Origin of the sequence: Humitalea sp. 24SJ18S-53 (assembly GCF_050632385.1) — a bacterium.
GTDB lineage: Bacteria > Pseudomonadota > Alphaproteobacteria > Acetobacterales > Acetobacteraceae > Humitalea.
Map to the genome: position 1 here is coordinate 496,052 of NZ_CP192599.1, position 24,242 is coordinate 520,293.

General features: G+C 70.4%; 26 protein-coding genes. 16 read left to right on the forward strand and 10 right to left on the reverse strand.

Annotation, left to right across the window (positions count from 1 at the left end):
* Positions 1 to 90: 90 nt before the first annotated feature.
* From ACQW02_RS02345 to ACQW02_RS02370, 6 genes are all read right to left on the reverse strand, one after another.
* Positions 91 to 2,904 carry a PAS domain-containing protein gene (locus ACQW02_RS02345; protein WP_431283675.1) on the reverse strand — a complete coding sequence of 938 codons (2,814 nt, stop codon included), beginning with the start codon at positions 2,902 to 2,904 and terminating at the stop codon, positions 91 to 93.
* 31 nt (positions 2,905 to 2,935) lie between these two features.
* The gene (locus ACQW02_RS02350) at positions 2,936 to 3,916 is read right to left on the reverse strand and encodes a transglutaminase family protein (protein WP_431283676.1); all 981 of its coding nucleotides are present in this window, start codon (positions 3,914 to 3,916) and stop codon (positions 2,936 to 2,938) included.
* Between the two features lie 185 nt (positions 3,917 to 4,101).
* A complete protein-coding gene (phbB, locus tag ACQW02_RS02355) occupies positions 4,102 to 4,824 on the reverse strand; it encodes an acetoacetyl-CoA reductase (RefSeq protein ID WP_431283677.1) in 723 nt (240 codons plus the stop codon).
* Positions 4,825 to 4,903: 79 nt separating this feature from the next.
* Positions 4,904 to 5,143 carry a hypothetical protein gene (locus tag ACQW02_RS02360; protein WP_431283678.1) on the reverse strand — a complete coding sequence of 80 codons (240 nt, stop codon included), beginning with the start codon at positions 5,141 to 5,143 and terminating at the stop codon, positions 4,904 to 4,906.
* Positions 5,144 to 5,252: 109 nt separating this feature from the next.
* Positions 5,253 to 5,600: a DMT family protein gene (locus ACQW02_RS02365; protein WP_431283679.1), complete on the reverse strand. Its 348-nt coding sequence runs from the start codon at positions 5,598 to 5,600 to the stop codon at positions 5,253 to 5,255.
* Positions 5,597 to 6,913 carry an AmpG family muropeptide MFS transporter gene (locus tag ACQW02_RS02370; RefSeq protein WP_431283680.1) on the reverse strand — a complete coding sequence of 439 codons (1,317 nt, stop codon included), beginning with the start codon at positions 6,911 to 6,913 and terminating at the stop codon, positions 5,597 to 5,599. The genes ACQW02_RS02365 and ACQW02_RS02370 overlap by 4 nt, the downstream gene beginning before the upstream one ends.
* A 205-nt stretch (positions 6,914 to 7,118) precedes the next feature.
* Here ACQW02_RS02370 and ACQW02_RS02375 point away from each other — a divergent pair, with 205 nt between their 5' ends.
* On the forward strand, positions 7,119 to 7,700 hold the full coding sequence (locus ACQW02_RS02375; RefSeq protein WP_431283681.1) for a Yip1 family protein: 582 nt from the start codon (positions 7,119 to 7,121) through the stop codon (positions 7,698 to 7,700).
* Positions 7,701 to 7,767: 67 nt separating this feature from the next.
* Here ACQW02_RS02375 and ACQW02_RS02380 read toward each other — a convergent pair whose 3' ends face one another.
* A complete protein-coding gene (locus ACQW02_RS02380) occupies positions 7,768 to 8,088 on the reverse strand; it encodes a TIGR02300 family protein (RefSeq protein ID WP_431283682.1) in 321 nt (106 codons plus the stop codon).
* Between the two features lie 120 nt (positions 8,089 to 8,208).
* Here ACQW02_RS02380 and aroA point away from each other — a divergent pair, with 120 nt between their 5' ends.
* From aroA to ACQW02_RS02400, 4 genes are all read left to right on the forward strand, one after another.
* On the forward strand, positions 8,209 to 9,573 hold the full coding sequence (gene aroA, locus ACQW02_RS02385) for a 3-phosphoshikimate 1-carboxyvinyltransferase (RefSeq protein WP_431283683.1): 1,365 nt from the start codon (positions 8,209 to 8,211) through the stop codon (positions 9,571 to 9,573).
* Positions 9,570 to 10,208 carry a (d)CMP kinase gene (gene cmk, locus ACQW02_RS02390; RefSeq protein ID WP_431283684.1) on the forward strand — a complete coding sequence of 213 codons (639 nt, stop codon included), beginning with the start codon at positions 9,570 to 9,572 and terminating at the stop codon, positions 10,206 to 10,208. Before aroA ends, cmk begins: the two co-directional genes overlap by 4 nt.
* A gap of 275 nt (positions 10,209 to 10,483) precedes the next feature.
* Positions 10,484 to 12,205 carry a 30S ribosomal protein S1 gene (gene rpsA, locus ACQW02_RS02395; RefSeq protein ID WP_431283685.1) on the forward strand — a complete coding sequence of 574 codons (1,722 nt, stop codon included), beginning with the start codon at positions 10,484 to 10,486 and terminating at the stop codon, positions 12,203 to 12,205.
* A 52-nt stretch (positions 12,206 to 12,257) separates the two neighbouring features.
* On the forward strand, positions 12,258 to 12,950 hold the full coding sequence (locus ACQW02_RS02400; RefSeq protein ID WP_431283686.1) for a trypsin-like serine peptidase: 693 nt from the start codon (positions 12,258 to 12,260) through the stop codon (positions 12,948 to 12,950).
* Positions 12,951 to 13,200: 250 nt separating this feature from the next.
* On the opposite strand, the gene ACQW02_RS02405 is transcribed toward ACQW02_RS02400, so the two are convergent.
* The 3 genes from ACQW02_RS02405 to ACQW02_RS02415 are packed head-to-tail and all read right to left on the reverse strand — an operon-like array spanning position 13,201 to position 15,881.
* Positions 13,201 to 14,166 (reverse strand): tripartite tricarboxylate transporter substrate-binding protein, encoded by a 966-nt coding sequence (locus tag ACQW02_RS02405; RefSeq protein WP_431283687.1) that lies wholly within the window; start codon positions 14,164 to 14,166, stop codon positions 13,201 to 13,203.
* Positions 14,163 to 15,020 (reverse strand): ABC transporter substrate-binding protein, encoded by an 858-nt coding sequence (locus tag ACQW02_RS02410; RefSeq protein WP_431283688.1) that lies wholly within the window; start codon positions 15,018 to 15,020, stop codon positions 14,163 to 14,165. Before ACQW02_RS02410 ends, ACQW02_RS02405 begins: the two co-directional genes overlap by 4 nt.
* 3 nt (positions 15,021 to 15,023) lie before the next feature.
* Complete coding sequence (locus ACQW02_RS02415) at positions 15,024 to 15,881, reverse strand: amidohydrolase family protein (RefSeq protein WP_431283689.1); 858 nt, start codon at positions 15,879 to 15,881, stop codon at positions 15,024 to 15,026.
* Positions 15,882 to 15,979: 98 nt separating this feature from the next.
* On the opposite strand from ACQW02_RS02415, the gene ACQW02_RS02420 reads away from it, so the two are divergent.
* From ACQW02_RS02420 to accD, 11 genes are all read left to right on the forward strand, one after another.
* The gene (locus ACQW02_RS02420) at positions 15,980 to 17,395 is read left to right on the forward strand and encodes a LysR family transcriptional regulator (RefSeq protein ID WP_431283690.1); all 1,416 of its coding nucleotides are present in this window, start codon (positions 15,980 to 15,982) and stop codon (positions 17,393 to 17,395) included.
* Positions 17,283 to 18,101 carry a signal peptide peptidase SppA gene (gene sppA, locus ACQW02_RS02425; RefSeq protein WP_431285994.1) on the forward strand — a complete coding sequence of 273 codons (819 nt, stop codon included), beginning with the start codon at positions 17,283 to 17,285 and terminating at the stop codon, positions 18,099 to 18,101. The genes ACQW02_RS02420 and sppA overlap by 113 nt, the downstream gene beginning before the upstream one ends.
* 22 nt (positions 18,102 to 18,123) lie before the next feature.
* Positions 18,124 to 18,426, forward strand: coding sequence for an integration host factor subunit beta (ihfB, locus tag ACQW02_RS02430; protein WP_431283691.1), 303 nt, complete (start codon positions 18,124 to 18,126; stop codon positions 18,424 to 18,426).
* A gap of 7 nt (positions 18,427 to 18,433) precedes the next feature.
* On the forward strand, positions 18,434 to 18,733 hold the full coding sequence (locus tag ACQW02_RS02435) for a lipopolysaccharide assembly protein LapA domain-containing protein (RefSeq protein ID WP_431283692.1): 300 nt from the start codon (positions 18,434 to 18,436) through the stop codon (positions 18,731 to 18,733).
* Positions 18,730 to 19,437: an orotidine-5'-phosphate decarboxylase gene (gene pyrF, locus ACQW02_RS02440; RefSeq protein ID WP_431283693.1), complete on the forward strand. Its 708-nt coding sequence runs from the start codon at positions 18,730 to 18,732 to the stop codon at positions 19,435 to 19,437. Before ACQW02_RS02435 ends, pyrF begins: the two co-directional genes overlap by 4 nt.
* A complete protein-coding gene (locus ACQW02_RS02445; RefSeq protein ID WP_431283694.1) occupies positions 19,434 to 20,069 on the forward strand; it encodes a phosphoribosylanthranilate isomerase in 636 nt (211 codons plus the stop codon). Before pyrF ends, ACQW02_RS02445 begins: the two co-directional genes overlap by 4 nt.
* Before the next feature lie 49 nt (positions 20,070 to 20,118).
* Positions 20,119 to 21,357, forward strand: coding sequence for a tryptophan synthase subunit beta (gene trpB, locus ACQW02_RS02450; RefSeq protein WP_431283695.1), 1,239 nt, complete (start codon positions 20,119 to 20,121; stop codon positions 21,355 to 21,357).
* The gene (gene trpA, locus ACQW02_RS02455) at positions 21,354 to 22,178 is read left to right on the forward strand and encodes a tryptophan synthase subunit alpha (RefSeq protein ID WP_431283696.1); all 825 of its coding nucleotides are present in this window, start codon (positions 21,354 to 21,356) and stop codon (positions 22,176 to 22,178) included. Before trpB ends, trpA begins: the two co-directional genes overlap by 4 nt.
* A 104-nt stretch (positions 22,179 to 22,282) precedes the next feature.
* On the forward strand, positions 22,283 to 22,720 hold the full coding sequence (locus ACQW02_RS02460; protein ID WP_431285995.1) for a M23 family metallopeptidase: 438 nt from the start codon (positions 22,283 to 22,285) through the stop codon (positions 22,718 to 22,720).
* Positions 22,721 to 22,983: 263 nt separating this feature from the next.
* Positions 22,984 to 23,298 carry a YnfA family protein gene (locus ACQW02_RS02465; protein ID WP_431283697.1) on the forward strand — a complete coding sequence of 105 codons (315 nt, stop codon included), beginning with the start codon at positions 22,984 to 22,986 and terminating at the stop codon, positions 23,296 to 23,298.
* Positions 23,299 to 23,344: 46 nt separating this feature from the next.
* Entirely contained in the window at positions 23,345 to 24,229 is an 885-nt protein-coding gene (gene accD, locus ACQW02_RS02470) for an acetyl-CoA carboxylase, carboxyltransferase subunit beta (RefSeq protein ID WP_431283698.1), read from the forward strand.
* Positions 24,230 to 24,242 lie beyond the last annotated feature (13 nt).

Genomic DNA, 24,242 nt, shown 5'->3' on the forward strand with positions numbered 1-24,242 from the left:
ACGCGGCGTTGTCCGGGCTGAACCATGAGGGCGGCCTGCCACAGCGCTGCCTCTCCCTCGCGGGGCAAAGGAGCGTCTCGGCTCCCGGCGTCAGGCTTCCTGCTTCAGCGCGACGAAGCATGCGCGCAGGGCGCCCATCAGCGCCTCGGCGGTCGTCGGCGTTTCCAGCACCGGCAGGTCGGCGCCAGTTTCCAGCACAATGCCATCGGTCGCCAGCAAGACCACCGCCACCGCCCGGCGACGCACCAGGTCGAGCACGGGCTGCACCGAGCGCCCGCCCGGCATCGTCGCCAGCACCGCGGCATCGATCGGACCCAACGCATGGATCAGTGAAATCGCTTCCGTCGTCGAAGGGACGGGGCCTGCGACGATGCAGCCCACGGCGGTCAGCGCCGCGGCCAGGTGGGCCGCGTTTTCCGCATCATCATGCACCAGCAGCACGCGCCGGCCCGACAGCACGGGATCGGCGCCGCCGGACGCGGACGGCTCGCCCAGGATCGCCTCCGGCCCGATCCGCAACACGCAGCGCAGCCCCTCCGGATCCCAGAAGCGGGTGATGCCGCCATCCAATTGGGCGCCGGCATTGGCCTCGATCAACTGCGTGCCGAAGCCGGCCCAGGTCGGCCGCTGTTCGATGCGCGGGCCGCCGCGTTCGGTCCATTCCAGCAGCACGCCATCCGCATCCACCATCCAGTCCACCGTCAGCCTGCCGCCTGGCGCCGACAGGGCGCCGTATTTGCTGGCATTGGTCACAAGCTCATGCAGCACCAGTGTCAGCGGTTGCGCCGCCTCGGCCCGCAGCCGCACATCCGGCCCGCCCAGGGTGCAGCGGTCGGCGTGGGCGTCCAGCTCCTCCGCGACGATCTCGGCCAGGTCCGCGGCGACCCATTTTTCCCGTGCCAGCACCGTATGCACCCGGGCCATGGCGGCGATCCGGCCCTCCAGGATCTCCACCATCGCCGACACGTCGTGGGTCGTCTGCGCCGCCGACAGGCGGATCAGGCTGCGCACCACCGCCAGCGCATTCTTCGCGCGGTGGTCCACCTCACGCGACAACAGGCGTTCGGCTTCCTGCGAGCGCTTGCGGGCGGTGATGTCGAGCACGGCGCCGCTGACGCCCAGCAGGTTGCCGGCGGCCCCCCGCACCGGCTGGTAGCTGCACAGCCAGACCCGGTCCTCGCCCGGCCGGCCGCCCTCCAGCCCCGGGACCTCGACATCCTCGACCGCTTCGCCGGTTTCCACGACGCGGCGCAGCAGGGGGGCGACCTGCACGGCCATATGCGGCGCAAGCTCCTCCAGCCGGCGGCCGATATGGGCTTCGACCGTCGGGCCATTGGCCGCCGCCAGCACGCCATTGACCGCGACGAAGCGCAGGTCTTCGTCCAGCAGGCACAGCCCGACCGGTGCGCTGTCATAGGTCGCGCGCAGTCGCGCCGCCCCTTCGGAGGCCTGGGACTGCGCCGCGCGCAGGTCGTGGAAATCGATCGCGACCCCGGTCCAGCCGGTCACCACGCCATCGGTGTCGCGGATCGGCGCGGCCTTGTTCAGGAACCAGCGCCATTCCTTGTCATGCGCGCGGCACAGGCGGATTTCGATGCCATAGCCGCCCGGCCCGGCCTGGCGCGCATCCTCGATCGCCGTGGCCCAGGTCTTGCGGACGCGTTCCTGGTCGTCGGGATGCACCGCGGCCAGCCAGCCCTCGCCCATGGCGTCGGATTCGGTCATGCCGGTGAATTCCAGCCAGTAGCCGTTCAGCCAGGTCATGCCGCCGGCGGTATCGGCGGTGAAGACGATCTGGGGGCTGACCTCGACCAGGGCACGCATGCGGGTGGTGGCGCGGTCGCGGGCGGCCTCGCGCTCCTGCACCTCCTCCGCCATGCGGTCGAAGGCGGCGCCCAGGCGTTCGAACTCCTGCCCGCCGCCGTTCAGCTTACCGACGCGGGCGCGCCAGTCCTGCCGCGCCCAGCGTTGCGCGGTGTCGAGCAGGCGTCGGATCGGGCGTTCGACCGTCGCCTGGAAGAACAGGGTCGCCAGCGCCAGGGTCAGCAGCAGGGAGCCCACGATCATCAGCGTCGTCTGCCGCTGGCGTGCGACCTCGGCCGCCACCGCCGGTTCCGCATCCAGCCCCATGGCCACGAAGATGCCGTCCGGCGAGGCGTTGGACGGGATATAGCCCACGATCCGGCGCAGCCCCTCCAGCGAGGGGGAGTCCACCACCCCGGGCCGCGGTGCCTCGAGCATCGTCATCGCGAAGGCCGGCAGGGCGGTGCCCACGAAGCGTGCGGCATCGCGCGACCGGGCGATCACCGTGCCGTCGCTGTCGGCGATGGTGGCGATGCTGTCGGGCGGCAGGTCCAGGCTCAACAGGTCGCCGTTGAGCCATTCGATCGACAGGGCGACCACCATCACGCCGCGCACCTCGTACCCATCGCGCAGCGGCGCCGCGAGGTAGAAGGATTGCCTGCCCGTGGCGCGCCCGGTGCCGAATTCCCCGGCCACGAAATCCTGCCCGCCGATGGCGGCGCGGAAGTATTGCCGGTCGGCGACGCTCGCCTCGCCAATCATGGGTTGGGCGGCGCAGATCGCCTTTCCATCCGGGCCGAAGAGGTTGGCGGTGTAATAGCGCGGAGACGACGCGACCAGGCGCGCCAGGTAGGCGTCGCATTCCGCGCTGGGCACGGCGGCGGCGATCGCTTCATGCGCCGCCATCGCGACCAGCACCTGGCGGGCGGCTTCGAAGGTGCGGCTTTGCTGGGCCGCGACCAGCCGGGCCAGGCGCATCGCCTGTTCACCCAATTGGACGGTGCGTTCCTGCCGCGCCTGGCTTTCCATCTGCAACTGCACGAGCGCGGTCGGGAACAGCGCGACCAGCATCACGAACAGGGCACGCAGGGCGATCGGCAATGGCTGGTTCCGGAGGTCGTTGGGGCGGGCTCTACGCTTGGCCGGGGGGGGCGACCTGTTCGATGTCCGGACCGGGGATGTCCCCCGGCTCGGCCGGCCCATCATCCTGTTCGGGCCCGACGGGGGATGGATCGTCGCCGACCGACACCGCGACATCGACGATCAGCGAGTGGAAATCCCCGGCGGTGCCGACAAAGCCCCCGCCGACCGGCATGGCCTGCGCCGGGCTGCGGGTGACGCCGACGCGGATCAGGTTGGTGCCGGCGACCAGGCCGTTGGTGGGGTCGTATTCCACCCAGCCCGCGCCGGGCAGGTAGACCGACGCCCAGGCATGGGTGGCGCCGCCGCCCACGGTCTGGATGCTGTCGCTGTCGTAGAGGTAGCCGCTGACGAAGCGGGCGGCGCAGCCCAGGCTGCGGGCAGCCTCCATCATCAGCAGCGCGAAGTCGCGGCAGGTGCCGGCGCCGGTGCGCAGGGTCTCGGCCGGCAACTGCGTGCCCTCGGTTTCCCGCGCGGCATAGATGAAGTTCTGATGGATGGCCTGGGTCATGGCCGCCAGCACGTCCAGCGTGCGCGCCTCTCCCTCCAGCGGGATGAAGCGCCGTGCCCAGGCGTCCACCAGATGCTCCGGGTCCGGGGTCTGGCGCTCCATCAGGCGGGACACGTCGGGGACTTCCTCGGCGGGGTAGGTGAAGGGGAAGACCTCCGCCGCCGGGTCCAGCGTCGCGCGCGGCAGGGAGGGACCGGCCGGGAAATGGATCAGGTCGAGGCGGGAGACGATCTCCAGCCGGTCGGTCCGCTCCTCCGGCGCCCAGTCCAGTAGGCAGACGGAATTGCCGAAGACGTCATGCGCCCAGCGGCTGGACTGCGGCGGCGGATCCACCGACAGGGTCGCTTCCAGCAGGCGCAGGTCGTGGCTGTCCTGCGGCCGCAGCATCAGGCGGTGCTGCGAGAGTTGGACGGGCTGGTTGTACAGGTAGCGTGTGGTGTGGCTGACGCGGACCCGCGGCATCGGTCTCCCCTTCCGAAGGTCAGGACAGGCTCGCAACGCGCGAGCCGGGTCTTGGTTGCATCAGGATGGGGGCATCATGCCACATTCCCGCGTTGCGGGCGTGTTAAGCCGGCCACGGCGGGATGGCGATCCGGTTTCGGGACCGCCCGGGCAGGGACATGCCCCGCCCGGGCGCCCCCGAAGGGTCAGTACATGTGCTGGCCGCCGTTGATCGACAGCGTCGATCCGGTGATGAAATCGGCATCATCCGCCGTCAGGAACACCACGCCGCGGGCGATGTCGGTGGCATGGCCCAGGCGGCCGCGCGGGATCTTGGCGATGATCTTGTCCAGCACGTCCGGCGGCACGGCGCGCACCATCTCGGTATCCACATACCCCGGGGCGATGGCGTTCACCGTGATCGAATTGCGCGCGCCTTCCTGGGCCAATGCCTTGGTGAAGCCGTGGATGCCGGATTTGGCGGCGGCGTAGTTCACCTGGCCCAATTGCCCGGCCTGGCCGTTGACCGAGCCGATGTTGACGATGCGGCCGAATTTGCGCGTGCTCATGCCGTCCCAGACGGCCTTGCACAGGTTGTAGCAGGAGCCGAGGTTGGTATCGATCACCTGGTCCCACATGTCGCGCGTCAGCTTGCGCATCATCGCATCGCGGGTGATGCCGGCGTTGTTCACCAGGATCTCGATCGGCCCGACCTCGGCCTCGATCTTGGCGACCGCGGCGACCGAGGCATCGAAATCGCCCACGTCGAACTTGTAGCAGGGAATGCCGGTGGCCGCGGTGAAGGCGGCGGCGGCGGCGTCATTGCCGGCGTAGTTGGCGACGACCTTGCGGCCGGAGGCCTTCAGCGCCTCACTGATCGCGGCGCCGATGCCGCGTTGACCACCGGTGACGAGTGCGACGCGTGACATGAACATCTCCCTTGATTGGCAACGAAATTCTTACGCTGGCGATTCCACCAAGGAACCTCGGTGGCCGCAACCCCCGGCGTCAGCGACAGGAACAGGCGGCGCCGATGCCGCGGAAATTGCGCTCGGCAAAACCCTGCGCGTCGCTGAGGTAGTCGAAGCTTTGGAAAGCGCAGGTGCCGCTGCCGCGCGCGCTGGCCATCTGTTCGGGCGTGCGGCTGTCCACCTCGATTTTTCCGTTCGCGCAATAGACAGTGTAGCGCGTCTGGGCGAGGGCCGGCAGCGCGGCCAAGGCCAGGACAAAGACCAGCATGGCCCGCATGGCGTGCGGCTCCTTTTTTTCTGCGTTTCCCTGGTTCGAGCCTGCGCCATGGACCGATCACGGGCAAGCATTTCGGCGCGATGCCGTAGCGATCCGGGGGCAAAAACCATCAGTCGACCGGCAGGAAGATGAACACCACCGCCGCGACCAGGCAGCCCATGGCGGCGAAATAGGTCCAGCGCAGCGGCTCACCCAGGAACATCACGCTGAACACGGCGAAGACCGACAGGGTGATCACCTCCTGCATCACCTTCAGTTGTTGGCCGGTGAAGGTGCCGTAGCCGATGCGGTTGGCCGGCACCGCCAGCGTGTATTCGATGAAGGCGATGCCCCAGGACACCAGTATGGCGAGCCACATCGGCCAGGATGGCTGCTTGAGGTGGCCATACCAGGCATAGGTCATGACAATGTTGGACAGCACCAGCAGGATGGGCGTCCAGATCAGCGCGGGATTCATCGGGCATCCTCGGGGACCGCCACCAAGGGCACTTCGGGCACGACCTCCCCCGGGGGCAGGCGGTTCAGCAGGTAGAGCATGATCCCCAGCGCCGGCAGCGCGGCGGCGGTGGTCAGCAGGAAGAACGGCGTCCAGCCCAGCGACTCGGCCAGCCAGCCCGACGAGGCACCCAGCGTGCGCAGCGGCACCGCCGCCAGCGACGACAGCAGCGCGTATTGCGTGGCGGTGAAGGCGCGGGAGGTGAGCAGGGACAGGTAGGTGACGAAGGCGGCATCGGCCAGGCCATCGGTGAAATTCTCGACGCCCACCTGGGCCCATAGCATGGGCATGCCGCCGCCGGCCTCGTTCAGCGCGACATACATCAGGTTGGACAGCATCTGCAGCAGCCCGGTCAGGATCAGCGCCCGCCTGGTGCCGATGCGCGCGACGAGCCAGCCGCCGACCAGCGCCCCGGCCAGGGTCACGACCAGGCCGAAGACGCTGCTGACGGCGGCGACGTCCAGCCGGGAGAAGCCGAGTTCGCGGTAGAAGGGCGCGGTCATAATACCGGCCAGTGCCTCACCCAATTTGAACAAGCCGACGAAGAGCAGGATCGCGATCCAATGGTCGCGCCGCATGAAATCGACGAAGGGGGCGATCACCGCGGCATGCAGCCGCGGCCGCCAGCCGGGCGGCAGGGCGGCCGGGGGCGGTGGTTCCGGCGCCAGGGAGACGGCGATGAAGCCGATGCCGACCAGCCCCGCGCAGAGGGCAAAGGCGGCCCCCCAGCCGAAGAATTCGGCGACCGTGAGCGCGCCTGCGTTGCTGGCCAGCAAGGCGGCGCGATAGCCCCAGATGTAGCAGGCCAGCCCATAGCCCTGTTCGCGTTCGCCCAGGATCTCGATCCGATAGGCATCGACGACGATGTCCTGGCTGGCGGACAGGAAGGCGACCAGCACCGCGATGCCGACGGTCACGCCGGCGGCGGTCGCGGGGTCGGTCTGGCCGAGTGCGAGAATCGCCAGCGCCAGCACCGGCAGTATGCAGGCCAGCCACCCCCGCCGCCGCCCCCAGGCGCGAAAGGCCGGCGGGGCCGCGTGGTCGAGCAGCGGCGACCACAGGAACTTGAACGTATAGGCCAGCCCGATCAGCGCGGTCAGCCCGATCGCGGCCAGGCTGATGCCGCTCTCGCTCATCCACTGGCGCAGGGTGAAGGCGGTCAGCGGCAGCGGCACCCCGGCCGAAAACCCCAAGGCCAGCAGCACCAGGAACCGCCGGTCGCCCCAAAGCCGAAAACCGGGGCGGCTTCGCGAGTCGGACGGGGAGGTCTTCATCCCCCGGGCCTAGCCGAGCGCCGCGCCCGAGGCCAGCGGCGGGACGTCATCATCGGGGGCAAGGTGGCGCGTTTGGCGCCGCGGTCTGGCCGGTATCTGGCCCAGGATGATGAATTGCGCGTCAGGCACCGCCGCGATCCGTTGCGCCGGCGGCATTCAGCGCGCCAAGATCGCAATCTTGCAGCCGACCCAAAGGGACCATCGCATGGATATCGTCGCACGCGCCAAAGGGTTGATCCTGTCGCCCCAGTCGGAGTGGCAAGCGATCGCCGCCGAACCCGTGGGCGACCCGATCGACCTGATCAAATCCTATGCGGTGCCGATGGCGGCGATCCCGGCGATCTGCGGTTTCATCGGTTCGGCGCTGATCGGCGCCTTCCTGTTCCGCGGCGGGATGGGGATGATGGGCTTCGGCATCGGCCGGCTCTTCGTGGTCATGGTGCTTGGCTACGTGCTCGGCCTGGTCGGCATCTTCGTGATCGCCAAGATCATCGAGATGCTGCAGCCGTCCTTCGGCGCCACGGCCGACCCCAGGGGGGCGATGAAGCTTGCGGTCTATACGCCGACCGCGGTCTGGCTGGCCGGGATCTTCAGCCTGATCCCGCCGCTGTCCTTCCTGGGCATCCTCGGGCTCTACAGCATCTACATCCTGTATGTCGGCGTGCCGATCGTGGGCGGCGTGCCGCAGGAACGGGCGGTGCCCTTCATCCTGGTGCTGGCGCTGATCGGGATCGTGATCAACATCCTGCTGGGCATCGTGATCGGGGCGCTGGTGTTCATGTTCTGAACGCCTGGGCATCGGGCACAGAAAAACCCCCGCCGGCACGCCGGCGGGGGTTTTTTATTGGGGGGCCTTACGGCTCCTCGTCGCGCTCGGTCTCGACCTCGATTTCCTCGGCGATCGCGTCTTCCGCGTCGTCCATGTCCTCGGCGTCGTCCAGGGTCTCGTCCTCGGGCACGTCCTCCACCTCGACCTCGTCGCCATCCGCCGGCTGGGCGGCGGCGCGCTTGGCCAGCTTGGGGTCGAGCGGCAGGGCCGCGCGGCGCGGGCGCGGCTGTTCGGCCGGCTGTTCCGTCCCGCACTTGGGGCAAATCGCCGGGGTTTTCGCCATATCGTAGAATTTCGTGGAACAGGCCACGCAGGTGCGCTTCAGGCCTAGGTCAGGCTTCGCCATTGTGGGTTCCTGGCTGGCGTTCCCCGGGAGGTGGGAAACGCGGGGTCCGGTTTGGGCGGCGCGCATTGCCACGCCGCCTTGGGCCGTGTCAAACGCCGAAATCGCCACAGGCAAGTCTGCATGACCCAGATGACCGTTTCGACAACCTCCGCGCGCCCCCTTCGCGCCACCCCCGCCCGCGCCCCGCTGACCGGGGCGATGGGCGTGCCGGGCGACAAATCGATCAGCCACCGGGCGCTGATGTTCGGTGCGCTGGCGGTCGGCACGACCACCATCACCGGCCTGCTGGAAGGCGAGGATGTGTTGCGCACGGCCGCCGCCATGCGCGCGCTGGGCGCCGATGTGGAGGCGACCGGCCCCGGCGCCTGGCGCGTCGCGGGCCGCGGCATCGGCGGGCTGACCGAGCCGGCCGACGTGCTGGACATGGGCAATTCCGGCACCGCCGCCCGGCTGCTGTGTGGCCTTTTGGCCGGCCACCCTATTTTTTCCGTCATGACCGGCGATGCCAGCCTGCGCCGCCGCCCGATGAAGCGGGTGATCGACCCGCTGTCGGCCTGCGGGGCGCGGTTTTCCTCCCGCGCCGGCGGGCGGTTGCCCTTGGCGATCGAGGGTGCGGCCGACCCCATGCCGCTGGACTACCGGCTGCCGGTGGCCTCGGCCCAGGTGAAATCGGCGGTGCTGCTGGCCGGCCTGTGTGCCCGCGGCACGACGCGGGTGGTGGAACCGGAGGCGACTCGCGACCATTCGGAAAACATGCTGCGGCATTTCGGGGCCACGGTTCGCGTCGCGGCCGAGGGCGCGCATGGCAGGGTGATCGAGCTGGACGGCCAGCCGGAACTGGTCGCGGCGCCGGTGGTGGTGCCGGGGGATCCGTCCTCGGCGGCCTTTCCGATCGTCGCGGCGCTGACGGTGCCGGGGTCGGCGTTGCGGATCCTGGGCGTCGGGCTGAACCCGCTGCGCACCGGGCTGTTCCTGTGCCTGCGGGAGATGGGCGCGGACTTGACCGTGGAAAACGAACGGATCGAGGGCGGCGAGCCGGTGGGCGACCTGGTGGTCCGCGCCGGCCCCCTGGTCGCCGTGGACGTGCCGGCCGAACGGGTGCCCAGCATGGTCGATGAATTCCCCATCCTGGCCGTCGCCGCCGCCCATGCCGCCGGCACCAGCCGGTTCCGGGGCCTGGGCGAATTGCGGGTCAAGGAAAGCGACCGGCTGGACGCCACTGCCGCCATGCTGGCCGGCAATGGCGTGCGGGTCGACATCGAGGGCGACGACCTGCTGGTCCATGGCACGGGCGGCCCGCCCGCTGGCGGGGGCCTGGTCGTGACCCACATGGACCATCGCATCGCCATGGCCGGGCTGGTCATGGGCTTCGCCGCCCAATCGGCCGTGACGGTCGATGACGGGGCCTTCATCGAAACCTCCTTCCCGCATTTCGTCCGGCTGATGAACAAGGCGGCCGGGGCAGAGGTGATCACCCCGGCATGAGCACGCCCCCCCTCATCATCGCCGTCGATGGCCCGGCCGCCGCCGGCAAGGGCACCCTGGCCCGGCGGCTCGCCGCCAGCCTGGGCCTGCCCTACCTGGACACAGGCCTGCTCTACCGCGCCACGGGGCGGCGGGTGCTGGATGCCGGTGCCGACCCCTTCGACCCCCAGGCCGCCGAGGCCGCCGCCCGGTCCCTGACCCCCGCCGACATGGAACGCGGCGACCTGCGCGGGCCGGAGGCCGATCGCGCCGCCAGCGCCGTCGCCGCGATTCCCGCCGTGCGCGCCGCGCTGCTGGACTTCCAGCGCGGCTATGGCCGCACCAAGGGCGCGGTGCTGGATGGGCGGGACATCGGCACGGTGATCTTTCCGGACGCGCCGGTAAAACTGTTCATCACGGCCAGCCCGGAAGCGCGCGCGCATCGACGCTGGTTGGAGTTGCAGGCCAAGGGCGCCGCCCCCGCACCGGCCTCGGTCGCCGCGGAAATGGCCGAACGCGACGCGCGCGACGAAGCCCGCGCCGCCGCCCCGCTGCGCCCGGCGGTTGACGCCACCCTGATCGACACCACGTCGATGGATGCCGATGCGGTCTTCGATGCGGCGCTTTCGCTGGTGCGGAAACGGTTTCACGCCTGACTCGTGCTGAATCCGTCTTGACCGAGAGGGGCTTGTGGGCGTAGCGCTCCGGCCGCGCCGAGGCTTTTTTCGCCCACGGCCGCCAAACCGTATCGGGGGTTCCCCCGGCACGCGCGGCACGGGACGGGGCGCACCGCAACGCGCCCCAAGCCACAGGGGGCCTGGACAGCGCCGCGCGCGCCAGAGCCTCACGTCGTGCCTGTCCCGGATGGGGCGGGGGCGCAGGACATGATCCGCGGGGAAAAACCCGCCGATCGACAGGAACACATCACCACATGGCATTTGCCGCCGCCCTCGATACCGGCTCCGCCGACATGGAGGATTTCGCTTCCCTTTTGGACGCCACGCTTGGGGCCGATACCGGCTTCGCGGGCTCCGTCGTCACCGGCCGCGTCATTCGCGTCGATGATGAATTCGCGGTCGTGGACGTCGGGCTGAAGTCCGAAGGCCGCGTCCTGCTCAAGGAATTCGCCGCCCCCGGCCAGAAGGCCGAAGTCAAGCCGGGCGACCTGATCGACCTCTTCGTCGAGCGTTACGAGGACAAGGACGGCGCGATCGTCCTGTCGCGTGAAAAGGCGCGTCGCGAAGAAGCCTGGACCAACCTCGAGAAGTCCTACACCGCCCAGGTTCGCGTCAACGGCGTGATCTTCGGTCGTGTGAAGGGTGGCTTCACGGTTGACCTCGGCGGCGCTGTTGCGTTCCTGCCGGGCAGCCAGGTCGATATCCGCCCCGTGCGCGACGTCGGCCCGCTGATGGGCAGCCCGCAGCCGTTCCAGATCCTGAAGATGGACCGGGCGCGCGGCAACATCGTCGTGTCGCGCCGTGCCGTGCTGGAAGAGACCCGCGCCGAACAGCGCGCCGAACTCGTCCAGGGCCTCAAGGAAGGCATGATCCTCGACGGCGTGGTCAAGAACATCACCGATTACGGTGCGTTCGTGGACCTCGGCGGCGTCGATGGCCTGCTGCACGTGACCGACATCGCCTGGCGCCGCATCAACCACCCGTCCGAGGCCCTGACCATCGGTCAGCCGGTCCGCGTGCAGGTGATCCGCTTCAACTCGGAGACGCAGCGCATCAGCCTCGGCATGAAGCAGCTGATGTCCGATCCGTGGGAAGGTGTGGCGGTCAAGTACCCCGTCGGCGCCAAGTTCTCCGGTCGCGTCACCAACATCACCGACTACGGCGCCTTCGTGGAGCTGGAGCCGGGGGTCGAGGGCCTCGTGCACGTGTCCGAGATGTCCTGGACCAAGAAGAACGTCCATCCCGGCAAGATCGTCGCTTCCAGCCAGGAAGTCGAAGTTCTCATCCTGGATGTGGACGAGCCGAAGCGCCGCATCTCGCTGGGCCTCAAGCAGGCGCAGGGCAATCCGTGGGAGGTGTTCATGGACGCCCACCCGCCGGGGAGCATTGTGGAAGGCGAGATCCGCAACATCACCGAGTTCGGCCTGTTCATTGGCATCACCGCCGACATCGACGGCATGGTCCACATGTCCGACCTGTCTTGGGAACAGCCTGGCGAAGCCGCCATGGCCGACTTCCAGAAGGGCCAGATCGTCAAGGCCAAGGTGCTGGACGTGGATGTCGAGAAGGAGCGCATCTCGCTCGGCATCAAGCAGCTCGCGTCCGATCCGGCCGCCGAAGTGCTCGACAAGGTCCGCAAGGGCGATGTCGTGACCTGCGTCGTCACCAAGATCGAGAGCAACGGCATCGAAGTGAAGGTGGACGACGTCCTCACCGGCTTCATCCGCCGCGCCGAACTCGCCCGCGACCGGGACGCCCAGCGCCCCGACAAGTTCGCCGTGGGTGAGAAGGTGGACGCCAAGGTGACCGCCGTCGATCGCGCCGCCCGCCGCCTGGCCCTGACCATCAAGGGCAAGGAAGTCGAGGAAGAGCGTGAGGCGATGAAGGAATACGGGTCCGTGGACAGCGGGGCGTCGCTCGGCGACATCCTCGGTGCCGCGATCCGTCGCCGCAACCAGGGTGCGGGCGAGGAATAACATTCCCCGCACCGTCTCAATCGCGCCGCGGACCGGAAGGTCCGCGGCGTTTTTGTTTTTGCTGCTGGCGGCACCCGTCGCGGCGCAGCCCCTGCCGGGCCTGGGCGCGGCCGATCCGCGCATCCCCGTCGCAACCCCCACCGCCGCACCCTGGGCCTCGCTCGGCCGGGTGCAGACCGATTTCGGCACGCGCTGCACCGGCGCGCTGATCGGGCCGACCACCGTGCTGACCGCCGCCCATTGCCTGGTGCCGCGACGCGGCCGCACCACCGGGCCCGCCAGTTCGATCCACTTCCTGCTGGGCTACCGCAGCGGCACCTGGGTCGCGGCGGCACGGGTCCTGTCCTACCGCGCCGGGGCCTACAACCCCGCCATCACCGGCCCCGCCATCGAAGACTGGGCCGTGCTGACCCTGGACAAGCCCATGCCCGCCCGCCCCCTGCCGGTGCTGAGCGCGGTCCCCGTGGGCGCGCCGGCGATGCTGGGCGCCTATCAGCGCGACCGGCCGGAAGTGCTGATGGCCACCACCGATTGCCGCATCCTGCGCCCCGCCCCCGTCCTGCTGCACAACTGCGCCGCCACCCGCGGCGCCAGCGGCGCCCCCCTGCTGGCACGCGATGCCGACGGGCGCTGGGGCGTGGCCGGCATCGTGGTGAACATGTCACTCGACCGGGCGATCGGCGAAGCCGTGGCGGCCGAACGCGTGCCGTCGGGGATCGCGGCACGGCCGGCGGCGCGGGATTAGAGCGGGGAGGGTGCGCCTTGGGTGGGCGTTGCCCCCCCAAACCCCCCCACCAAGGGGCGGTGGCCCCTTGGAAACCCACGGGATTTGGCAAAAGAAAGGGAGGGGCGTCACGGGCGGTCCATCGGCCAATGGCGATCCATGCCCCTCCCTTTCTTTCGCCAATGCATCGCGCCGGTCCAGGGGCGGCGGCCCCTGGTCGGGGGAGTTTGAGGGGGACGAAGTCCCTCTCAAGGCGCCACCCCCCCCCCGATCAATCCGCCGTGATCCGCGCGTCCCGCACCACCGCCGCCCAGCGCGTCAACTCCGCCTGGTAGGCCGCGGCGAAGTCGGCCGGCGATCCGCCGCCTGGTGACAGGCCTTGGGCCAGCAGGGCCGCGCGGGTGGCGGGGCGTTCCAGCCAGGCGTTGACGGCCCGGTTCACGACCTCCGCGACCTGGGGGGACAGGCCGGCCGGGCCGTAGAGGCCGTAGAGGATGGTCACGGTCGCGGCGCCGAAGCCGCTTTCGGCCATGGTGGGGACGTTGGGCAGTTCGGGCCAGCGTTCGGCGCTGGTCACTGCCAGGAGGCGCACCTGGCCGTCGCGCGCCAGTGGCATGGCGATGGCGACGGGCAGGATCATCGCGGCGACGCGACGGCCGAGCAGGTCCTGCACGGCGGGGGCGGTGCCGCGGTAGGGGATGTGGTTCAACTCGATCCCGGCGGCCAGGGCGAAGAGGGCCATGGCCATGTGGGGTGCTGTGCCATTGCCGGGGGAGGCGTAGTCCAGGTCGCCGGGCTTGGACCGGGCCAGGGCGACGAAGCCGGCCAGGTCTTCGACCGGCAGGTCGGGTCGCACCGCCAGCAGGGATGATCCCTCGGCCACCTTCACCAGCGGCAGGAAGGCGCGGGCGGCGTCATAGGGCAGGGTGCGGACCAGGGAGGGGCTCATGTAGAGTGGGGCGCCCTGCATCATCAGGGTGCGCCCATCGGGGGCGGCGCGGGCGACGGCGCCGGTGCCGATGGTGCCGCTGGCGCCGGCCCGGTTGTCGACGATCACGGGCTGGCCCAGGGCCTCGCCCAGGGACGGGGCCAGCAGCCGGGCCAGCACATCCTGCGCGGTGCTGGGGGTGACCGGCACGATCAGGGTGACGGGGCCATCGGGCTGGCGGCGGGGTTGGGCCAGGGCCGGCCAGGCCGAGGCGGCGGCGAGGGCCGCGAGCAGCGCGCGGCGGTTCATTGGCCGAGAATCCGGCGCGCGGGGGCGAGCACCTCGGCCACCGACAGCGCGCGTGGCAGCAGCCCCTGGTCCAGGCAGGTCGCCAGCACGACGGCCAGCGCCGGTTCCAGCGCCGCGCCGAAGGGCAGTGCTGACGACCCGCCCGCCGCGTCGCGCAGGGCGGCGTAGGCGGCGCGCAGGTCGTCGGGGTGGGCTTCGGCGAAATCCTGCCGGGCGACGACCAGGTGGTTGACCTGCGGGATGCCGTGCTTCGCCGCCCATGCCGTCGCGGCGGCGGCCGGGTCGGGGATAACGGGGCTGTAGCGCGGGTCGTCGGGCAGGTCGTTGCCCAGGATCACGGCATCGAGTTTCCCCGCGTCCAGCATCTCCAGCAGGCTGGCCGATTCCGGCGCGCGCACGACCTGCGGCGGGTCGTCGTATTCGGCGACATGGGCGCCTTCCTGGGTGGTCCAGCGCACCTCATGCGCCGCCACGCCGTGGGTTTCGGCCAGGATGGCGCGGACCCACATGCCGGTGGTCTGGGTATAGGCGCGCACGCCGATCCGCCCGCCGCGCAGGGTTTCGGGGGTGACTTCCGGCCGCGCCGTCAGCCGGATCAGGCAGCGGTGCTGCGCGCGGGAGGCGACGGTCGCCGGCAGCACGATGATGGGCTTGCCATAGGCCACCGCCTGCACGGCCGTGACGATGGCCATTTCGCAGAGGTCATAGGCCTGGGCGCGGGCCATCAGCGCGAAGGCGCGGTGTATGGGGGAGATCGCGGGCCATTCCACCGCCGCGCCATTGGGCAGGGTGGCGCTGGCCTTCAGCGCGGCGAAGGTGGGTTGTGCGCCCAGGGCGAAACGGATCGGCGCCATGGTTCAGGCCTCCCCCAGCGCGGGGTAGAGCCGGCGCGCGGTGCCGCCCAGGATCATCGCCTGGTCCTCGGTCGAAAGGCTGGCCAGTGCTGATCTGGTATGGGCGACGAGGTCGGACAGGCTGCCCTCGGCCGCCGGGAAGTTGGACCCCCACAGGATGCGCCCCGCGCCAAAGGCGGGGATCAGGGCGGCCAGCAGGGCGGCGGAGGTCGAGGCCCCTTCGGCCGCCAGATCCAGTGCCCGGCTGGTCAGTTTCAGGTTCACCTGGGGATAGGCCGCCAATTCGAACAGCGACGCCGCGCGGGCATAGGGCGGGCCATCCGACAGGTCGGGCCGTGCCAGATGGTCCAGCACCACCGGCACGCCCGGAAAGCGGTCCAGCATGTTGCGCAACGCCGGGATGCCCTTTGCCGTCATCTGCAGGCAGATCGGCAGGCCCATCTCCTGCGCCAGCGCCCAGGCGGGGAAGGAGGCTTCGGCATCCAGCCAGCCCGCCTGGCCCGGCATGGTGGTGCCGGTGGTGAACAGCCGGAAGCCGGTCAGCCCGCGCCCCGCCCAATGGCGGATCATCGCCGTCGCGTCGGGCGCCAGCACATCGACGGAAAACACCCCGGTCAGGCGGCGCGGATAGAGCGCGATGGCCTCGGCCAGATAGGTATTGTCGTGGCCATAGGCGGTCGATGCCTGCACCACCACGCATTGCGCGACACCCGCCGCATCCATCGCGGCGATCAGCCCGGCATGGCCCACGGGGCGCGTGGCGGACCAATCCGATTGCTTGCCGCCGATGGGGGCGAGCGGAAAGCGCGCGGTATCGGTGCTGATGACATGGGTATGGGTATCGACGATGGCGCTGGCCATTCTTGGGATCTTCCTTGGTGTTTCTCCAAGGCCACACTGCCACCCGGCCGCCCCCCGGCCTATCAGGGAAGCGGCCCCGAAGTCATAGGATTCAGGCAATGTCCGAACCCCCGCTGCGCGACCTTAGGGCGTTCGAGGCGGTGGCCCGCCTGGCCAGCCTCGGCGCCGCCGCCGCCGAACTCGGCCTGTCGCAGCCCAGCGTGACCGAGACCCTGGCCCGGCTGGAGCGCCAGGTCGGCCATCGCCTGCTGCAACGCGGCCCGCGCGGCAGTTTTCCGACCCCGGCCGGGGAGCGGTTCCTGCGCCGCGTCCTCCGCTGCCTCCAGCGCATGGAGGCGGCCGTGGCGGCGCTGGCCGGCGGCCCGGCGCCTGCCCGCAAGCTGACCGCGCCGCAATTGCGCGCGCATCTGGCGATTGCCGAGACGGGTGGCTTTGCTGCCGCGGCGCGGGCGCTCGGCATCGGGCCGCCATCGCTGAACCGGGCCGCGCGGTCGCTGGAACGCCTGCTTGGCGTCGCGCTGTATCGCCGGGGGGAGGCGGGGTTCCGCGCCAATCCCGCCGGCGCCGAATTCGCCCGCCAGATCGCCCTGGCGCGGCTGGAGATCGAACAGGGCCTGGCCGAAGCCAACCCTGGCGCGGGCGGCCGCCTGGCGCTGGGTGCGCTGCCGCTGGTGCCGCGGCAACCCTTGGCCTCCGCGGTGATGCACCTGGCGGCCGTGCCCGGCGCCCCGGCGCTGCTGGTGGTCGAGGGCAATTACCAGGACCTCGCCATCGGCCTGCGCGCCGGGCGGCTGGATGCGATTATCGGATCGCTGCGCGCGCCGCCGCCCTATCCCGACCTGGTCGAACAGCCGCTGGTCGAGGATCCCTTTGCCGTCGCGGTTCGCGCCGACCACCCGCTCGTGGCCGGTGGCATCACCCCGGCGGCGCTGGCCGCCACGCGTTGGGTCGTGCCGGGCGCCGACCTGCCGCGCCGGCGGGTGGTCGAGGCGCTGTTCGCCACCCTGCCGGCCCGCCCGCCCGTGGTGCTTGAAACCTCTTCGCTGGAACTGACGTTGGCGGTGCTGCGGGGGGGGCGATGTCGCGGCCTTGCTTTGCGCGCAGCAGATCGCGGCGCATCCGGGGCTGGTCGCGCTGCCGGTGGCCGTGCCGGGGGCCGTGCCGGGCGCCCGCCGCATCGTCGGGCTGACCTGCCGCGCCGATTGGCTGCCGACGGCGGCCCAGGCGCAGGCGATGGCGGCGGTCAGGCAGGGCTTTGGCGAGGTGGCACCCGGGGCGGCAAAGGATTAGGAACACGGCATGGCTCTGGAACCCGATCTGTTGACCGACCGCCGTCGACTCAAGCGCCGGCTGATGTTTTGGCGCAGCCTCGCTGTCGTCGGCGTGCTCGCGGCGCTCTACCTGGGCTTTGCCGGCACGCGCGCGACCGGGATGCTGGGGGCCGGGCATATCGCGCGGCTGTCGGTGACCGGCACGATCACCGAGGATCGCCGCCTGATCGCCGCGATCGATGACGCGCGGCGCGATGCCTCGGTGCGCGCGATGATCCTGGTGGTGGACAGCCCCGGCGGTACCATGGCGGGTGGCGAGGCACTGCATGGCGCGCTGTCCCGCTTCGCGGTCCAGAAACCGCTGGTCGCGACCCTGGGCGGCACGGCGGCCTCGGCCGGCTACATGATCGCGCTGCCGGCCGACCGGGTGTTTGCCCGGAACGGGACGATCACCGGGTCGATCGGCGTGCTGCTGCAATCCTTCGAGGCCTCGGACCTGCTGGCCCGCCTGGGCGTGTCGCCGGAAACCATCACCTCCGGCCCGCTGAAGGACCAGCCGAGCCTGTTCCGCCCGCTGACCGAGGAGGGGCGTGTGGCCCTCGCCCTGGTGGTGAACGACCTCTACGAGCAATTCGTCCGCATGGTCGCGCAGGGCCGCCGCATGCATGAGATCGCGGCCCGGGCGCTGGCCGATGGCCGCATCGTCACCGGCCGGCGCGCGCTGGACCTGGGCATGATCGATGCCATCGGCGGCGAGGCGGAGGCCCGGGTCTGGCTGGCGGCCGAGCGTGGCATCCCCGAAACCGTGCCGGTCCGCGCTCTGGACCCGCGCCCGCTATCGGAACGCGCCTTTGCCAGCGCTGTCTCGATGGTGGGAAAAACCCTTTACACCGAATGGCTTGGCCCGATCCTGCGGATTGACGGCCCCATGGCCGTTTGGCAGCGTTGAGCAGCGGCAGGCGGGCACAGGCATGACAAGATCTGAACTGATGGCCAAGATCGCGGCCGACAACCCGCACCTGCGCCAACCCGATGTGGAGAGCATCGTGACCACGGTGTTCGACGGCATCGCCACCGCCCTGGCCGAGGGGCGCCGGGTGGAGCTGCGGGGCTTTGGCGCCTTTTCGATCAAGCAGCGCGACCCGCGCACCGGGCGCAACCCGCGCACCGGCCAATCGGTGCAGGTGACCGGCAAGATCGTGCCGCATTTCAAGCCGGGCAAGGAATTGCGCGAACGGGTGAATGGCGGCCCCCTGCAGGCGGACGGGGGCTGACCGGCCGATGCTGCGCCTGATCCTGCTGCTGCCGCTGATCGCCGTGCTGGTGATCTTCGCCCTGTCCAACCGCGCGCCCGTGCAGATCCAGTTCTGGCCCTTCGACCTGGCCTGGGAGGCGCCGCTGTCGCTGGTGGTGCTGCTGGCCAGCGCATTGTCCTTCCTGCTGGGCGCGGTCGTCGCCTGGGGCGCGGCGCTGCCGGCGCGGCGCCGGGCGCGGTCGCTGGAAAAGGCCGGGCGGTTGCTGGAAATCGAACTGGACACGCTGAAGGCCGAGGCGGCGGCCCGGCGTGAGGGGCTGACGTGATCACCCGCCCCACCCGTGCCGCCGACCGCCTGATCCTTGCCATCGACACCCCCGACCCCGCCGCCGCCCTGGCGCTGGCGGCGCGGGTCGGCCCGCATGTCGGGCTGGTGAAGGCGGGGCTGGAGTTGTTCTGCGCCGCCGGCCCGGATGGCGTCGCGCCGCTGATCGCGGCGGGGCCGGTGTTCCTGGATTTGAAGCTGCACGACATCCCCAACACGGTCGCGGGCGCGGTGCGTTCGGCCTGTGCCCTGGGGCCGTCGATGCTGACCATTCATGCCGGCGGCGGGGCGCCGATGATCGCCGCCGCCCGCCGCGCGGCCGATGCATTCGGCCCGAGCCGCCCGATCATCCTGGCCGTCACCGTGCTGACCAGCATCGATGCCGCCACCCTGGCCGAGACCGGCGTCGCCGGCGGCCCGGTGCAGCAGGTGCTGCGCCTGGCGCGTCTGGCGATGGAATCCGGCGCCGATGGGCTGGTCTGCAGCCCGCATGAGGTCGCGGCCATCCGTGCCACCCTGGGCGATGCGCCGCTACTGGTCGTCCCCGGGGTGCGCCCCACGGGATCGGCCATCGGCGACCAGGCGCGCGTCGCCACCCCGGCCGAGACGGTCGCCGCCGGCGCCGACTGGCTGGTCATCGGCCGCCCCATCACCCAGGCCGACGACCCCGTCACCGCCGCCCAAGACATCGCCAAAAACCTGTGACCGAGATAAAAATCTGCGGGCTGAGCGATGCGGCCGGGTTCGACGCGGCCTGCGCGGCGGGGGCCGACTACGTCGGTTTCGTCTTCTTCCCGGCCAGCCCGCGCAACGTGACCCCCGAACAGGCGGCGGCGCTTTCGGCACGGCAGCAGGGCGGTCCGATCCGGGTCGGGCTGTTCGTCGATGCTGATGACGATGCCATCGCCAGGGTGCTGGACGTCGTGCCGCTCGGCATCCTGCAACTGCATGGCGAGGAATCCCCCGCCCGCTGCGCCGAACTGCGCCAGAAATTCGGGCTGCCTGTGATGAAGGCCATCGGGGTCGCAACCGTCGCCGACCTGGCGGTGCTGGCCGATTACGCCCCGGTCGTGGAGCGCTTCCTGCTGGATGCCAAGGCGCCGCCCGGCGCGGACCTTCCGGGTGGCAATGCCGCGGTCTTCGACTGGTCGGTGCTGCGCGGCGCCGCCATCCCGCGCCCCTGGCTGCTGGCGGGCGGGCTGACCCCGGGCAATGTCGCCGCCGCCATCGCCGCCACGGGCGCGCCGGGGGTGGACGTGTCCTCCGGCGTGGAACGCGCGCGGGGCCAAAAGGATCCAGGCCTGATCGCGGCGTTTTGCAGGGCTGCGCGCGGGTAGCCCCCAGCCGTTCCGCGCGCTAAACCCGGCCCCTGCCCGGGAGCACCACGTGACCAAGTCGATCCCCAATTCCCTCCGCACCGGCCCCGACGAACGCGGCCGCTTCGGCCAGTTCGGCGGGCGTTTCGTCGCCGAGACGCTGATGCCGCTGATCCTCGAAGTCGAAGCCGCCTATACGGCCGCGAAGAACGACCCGGCCTTCGACCGCGAATGGCGCCGCCTGCTGAAGGATTACGTGGGCCGCCCGAGCCCCCTGTGGTTCGCCGAACGCCTGACGACTCATCTGCGCAAGACCGCGCCGGACGGCATGGGCGCGAAAGTGTATTTCAAGCGCGACGAGCTGAACCACACCGGCGCGCATAAGATCAACGCCGTGCTCGGCCAGATCCTGCTGGCCAAGCGCATGGGCAAGACCCGCATCATCGCCGAGACCGGCGCCGGCCAGCATGGCGTCGCCACCGCGACCGCCTGCGCGCTGATGGACCTGCCCTGCGTCGTCTACATGGGCGCCACCGACGTCGAACGCCAACAGCCCAACGTCTTCCGCATGAAGCTGCTGGGGGCGGAGGTGATCCCCGTCACCTCCGGCGCCGCCACGCTGAAGGATGCGATGAACGAGGGGCTGCGCGACTGGGTCGCGAATGTCCACGACACCTACTACTGCATCGGCACCGTCGCCGGCCCGCATCCCTTCCCGATGATGGTGCGCGACTTCCAATGCGTCATCGGGGTCGAGGCCCGCGCGCAGATGCTGGAAGCCGAAGGCCGCCTGCCGGATGTGCTGGTCGCGGCGATCGGCGGCGGGTCCAATGCCATGGGCCTGTTCCACCCCTTCCTGGACGATCCCGACGTGGCGATGCATGGCGTCGAGGCCGCGGGCCATGGCGTCGATACCGAACAGCATGCGGCGTCGCTCACCAAGGGGCGGCCGGGCGTGCTGCACGGCAACCTGACCTACCTGTTGCAGGACGCCTACGGCCAGATCCAGGAGGCGCATTCGATCAGCGCCGGGCTGGACTACCCCGGCATCGGGCCGGAACACGCCTGGCTGCATGACATCGGCCGGGTGGAATACGTCTCGGCCAAGGATGACGAGGCGCTGGCGGCGTTCCAGATCTGCTCCAAGCTGGAAGGCATCATCCCGGCGCTGGAACCGGCGCATGCGCTGGCGCATGTGATGACGCTGGCGCCCACCATGCCGGCCGACAAGATCATCCTGATGAATCTCTGCGGCCGGGGCGACAAGGACATCTTCGCCGTCGCCAAGCACCTGGGAGTGGAACTGTGAGCCGCATCGCCGCGCGGTTTGCCGCGCTGAAGGAACAAGGGCGCGGGGCGCTGATCCCCTTCCTGGAAGCCTATGACCCCGATCCCGCGACCTCCATGGCGATCCTGCGCGGGATGCCGGGGGCGGGGGCCGACCTGATCGAGATCGGCGTCCCCTTCACCGACCCGATGGCCGATGGCCCGACCGTGCAGCGCGCCGGGCAGCGCGGCCTCAAGGCCGGCGCCACCCTGGCCGGCGCGCTGGCCATGGTGCGCGATTTCCGTGCCGAGGATGATGCGACCCCGGTCGTCCTGATGGGCTACTTCAACCCGATCATGTCCTATGGCGTGGACCGTTTCTGCACCGATGCCGCCGCCAGCGGCGTCGATGGGGTGATCGTGGTCGATGTGCCCCCGGAAGAGTCCGACATGCTGGCGCCGCAATCGGCGGCCGCGGGCATCGACATGATCCGGCTCGTCGCCCCCACCACGGGCGATGCCAGGCTGCCGGTCGTGCTGAATGCCTCCAGCGGCTTCGTCTACTACGTCGCCATCACCGGCATCACCGGCACGCGCAGCGCCAGTGTCGCGGACCTGGCGACCGCGATCCCCCGCGTGCGGGCGCATACCGACCTGCCGATCGCCATCGGCTTCGGCGTCCGCACCCCGGCGCAGGCGGCCGATGCCGTAAGGGTCGCCGATGGGGCGGTGGTGGCCAGCGCGCTGATCGAGAAACTGGCCTCCACGCTCGATGCCCAAGGCCGCGCCACCAGCGGGACCGTGCGGGCGGTATTGGATGATGTTCGGGCATTGGCGGAGGCGGTGCGTTCCGCAAGGGGATAACGGAAATTTGTCAAGGGTTGCCCCCCGGCGCCCCGTCGGGCAGACCGAGGGGGATGATTTGCACCCGATCGGCGGTCCTCGCCCTCCTCGCTGTCACTCTTCCGATGGGAGCCGTGGCCGCGCCCTGTCCCGCCGCGATGCCGGTGGCGGGTGAATACTCCTCCGGTTTCGGGGGGCGGCGGGGACATCCCGGCGTCGATATCCGCGCCCCCGTCGGCAGCCGGGTGCAGACGGTCCTGCCCGGCACCGTGATCTTTGCCGGCCGCTATTTCGGCTATGGCATGATGGTCGATATCGCCCATGAAGACGGCACGACCTCCCGCTACGCCCACCTGGCCCGCTTCGCCCCCGGCATCACCACGGGCGCGCGAGTGGACGCCCTGCAAGCGATCGGCGCCGTCGGCCGCACCGGACGCACCACCGGAGCACACCTGCACATCGAACTGCGCCGCAACGGCCGCCCCGTGGACCCCTGGCCCTGGCTGACCCGCACCGCCTGCACGGGCGCGACCGAAGTCGCCGAGGCACCGCCGGCGCGCTGAGCCGTGGGGGGTGGCGCCTTGGGTGGGCGTTGCCCCCCCAAACCCCCCCACCAAGGGGCGGTGGCCCCTTGGAAACCCACGGGATTTGGCAAAGCAACGGGAGGGGCGTCACGGGCGATCCATTGGCCAGGGGCGGGCCATGCCCGTCCCTTTGCTTTGCCAATACATCGCGCCGGTCCAGGGGCGGCGGCCCCTGGTGGGGAGAGTTTGAGAGGGGCAACGCCCCTCTCAAGGCGCCACTGCCCAAGTTCAGGCCGCTAGCCGTGCTCTTCCTCGGTGCCGCCGTCGCGGAGATCGCGGGCTGCTTCGCCTTCTGGGCGGTGCTTCGGCTCGGCCGGTCGGTCTGGTGGCTGGTGCCTGGGGTCGTGTCGCTGGTGGTGTTTGCCTGGTTGCTGACCTTGGTGGACAGCCCCGCGGCGGGGCGTGCGTTCGCGGCTTATGGCGGGGTGTATATCGCGGCGAGCCTCGCTTGGATGTGGCTGGTCGAGGGGGTGGCGCCGGACCGTTGGGATCTGCTTGGCGCGGGGCTTTGCCTGGTTGGGGCGGGGGTCATTTTGTTGGGGCCGCGCGGGGCGTGAACGCGGCCTCTTGCACCAAGGGTGCGGTCGCGCCTACCTGCCGCGCATGAATTGGATCTCCGACTGGGCCCTGCCGAAAATCCAGGGCCTGTTCCGCCGCGATGTGCCCGAAAACCTCTGGCACAAGTGTTCGTCCTGCGAACAGATGGTGTTCCACAAGGATCTGGAGCGGAATCTCCAGGTCTGTCCGTTGTGTGGCCATCACAATCGCATCGGCGCCGCCGCGCGAATCGACATCACCTTGGACGAGGGTTGGCAGAAGATCGAACTGCCCAAGGCCCCGGCCGATCCGCTGCGGTTCCGCGACCAGCGCAAATACGGCGATCGCATGCGGGAGGCCCAGGCCAAGACCGGCATGGATGACGCGATCATGGTCGGGCATGGCCGGATCGAGGGTCGCCCGGCTGTTGTCGCCGCCTTCGAATTCTCCTTCCAGGGCGGCAGCATGGGCGCCGGCGTGGGGGAGGGGCTGGTCGCCGCCGCGCGCCTGGCGGTGTTGCAGGATGCGCCGCTGGTGGTGTTTCCGGCCTCGGGCGGGGCGCGGATGCAGGAAGGTGCGATCAGCCTGATGCAGATGCCGCGCACGGTGATCGCGGCGCGCATGGTCAAGGAAGCGGGGCTGCCCTTCATCGTCGTGCTGCTGGACCCGACGACGGGCGGGGTTACCGCCAGTTTCGCCATGCTGGGCGACATCCAGATCGCCGAACCCGGCGCGCTGATCGGATTTGCGGGCGCGCGGGTGATCGAACAGACGGTGCGCGAAGTGCTGCCCGAGGGCTTCCAGCGCGCCGAATACCTGTTGCAGCACGGCATCCTGGACATGGTGGTGCCGCGTGGCGAGATGAAGGCGACCCTGGCGCGCGTCATCTCCCTGCTGCGCGAACCGGTGGTGGACCCGATCGAGACGGTTCCGGCGCTGCCTGCGGCCTGATCCCCAAGGTCTG

Bases quoted from the DNA above. Each gene is read 5' to 3' on its own strand.
- ACQW02_RS02435 (WP_431283692.1), top strand. From the start codon at position 18,434: ATGCTGCGCCTGATCCTGCTGCTGCCGCTGATCGCCGTGCTGGTGATC.
- ACQW02_RS02380 (WP_431283682.1), bottom strand. From the start codon at position 8,088: ATGGCGAAGCCTGACCTAGGCCTGAAGCGCACCTGCGTGGCCTGTTCC.
- ihfB (WP_431283691.1), top strand. From the start codon at position 18,124: ATGACAAGATCTGAACTGATGGCCAAGATCGCGGCCGACAACCCGCAC.
- ACQW02_RS02415 (WP_431283689.1), bottom strand. From the start codon at position 15,881: ATGGCCAGCGCCATCGTCGATACCCATACCCATGTCATCAGCACCGAT.
- accD (WP_431283698.1), top strand. From the start codon at position 23,345: ATGAATTGGATCTCCGACTGGGCCCTGCCGAAAATCCAGGGCCTGTTC.
- ACQW02_RS02405 (WP_431283687.1), bottom strand. From the start codon at position 14,166: ATGAACCGCCGCGCGCTGCTCGCGGCCCTCGCCGCCGCCTCGGCCTGG.
- ACQW02_RS02365 (WP_431283679.1), bottom strand. From the start codon at position 5,600: ATGAATCCCGCGCTGATCTGGACGCCCATCCTGCTGGTGCTGTCCAAC.
- phbB (WP_431283677.1), bottom strand. From the start codon at position 4,824: ATGTCACGCGTCGCACTCGTCACCGGTGGTCAACGCGGCATCGGCGCC.
- ACQW02_RS02460 (WP_431285995.1), top strand. From the start codon at position 22,283: ATGGGAGCCGTGGCCGCGCCCTGTCCCGCCGCGATGCCGGTGGCGGGT.
- ACQW02_RS02370 (WP_431283680.1), bottom strand. From the start codon at position 6,913: ATGAAGACCTCCCCGTCCGACTCGCGAAGCCGCCCCGGTTTTCGGCTT.
- ACQW02_RS02360 (WP_431283678.1), bottom strand. From the start codon at position 5,143: ATGCGGGCCATGCTGGTCTTTGTCCTGGCCTTGGCCGCGCTGCCGGCC.
- ACQW02_RS02410 (WP_431283688.1), bottom strand. From the start codon at position 15,020: ATGGCGCCGATCCGTTTCGCCCTGGGCGCACAACCCACCTTCGCCGCG.
- cmk (WP_431283684.1), top strand. From the start codon at position 9,570: ATGAGCACGCCCCCCCTCATCATCGCCGTCGATGGCCCGGCCGCCGCC.
- ACQW02_RS02420 (WP_431283690.1), top strand. From the start codon at position 15,980: ATGTCCGAACCCCCGCTGCGCGACCTTAGGGCGTTCGAGGCGGTGGCC.
- rpsA (WP_431283685.1), top strand. From the start codon at position 10,484: ATGGCATTTGCCGCCGCCCTCGATACCGGCTCCGCCGACATGGAGGAT.
- ACQW02_RS02350 (WP_431283676.1), bottom strand. From the start codon at position 3,916: ATGCCGCGGGTCCGCGTCAGCCACACCACACGCTACCTGTACAACCAG.
- ACQW02_RS02375 (WP_431283681.1), top strand. From the start codon at position 7,119: ATGGATATCGTCGCACGCGCCAAAGGGTTGATCCTGTCGCCCCAGTCG.
- aroA (WP_431283683.1), top strand. From the start codon at position 8,209: ATGACCCAGATGACCGTTTCGACAACCTCCGCGCGCCCCCTTCGCGCC.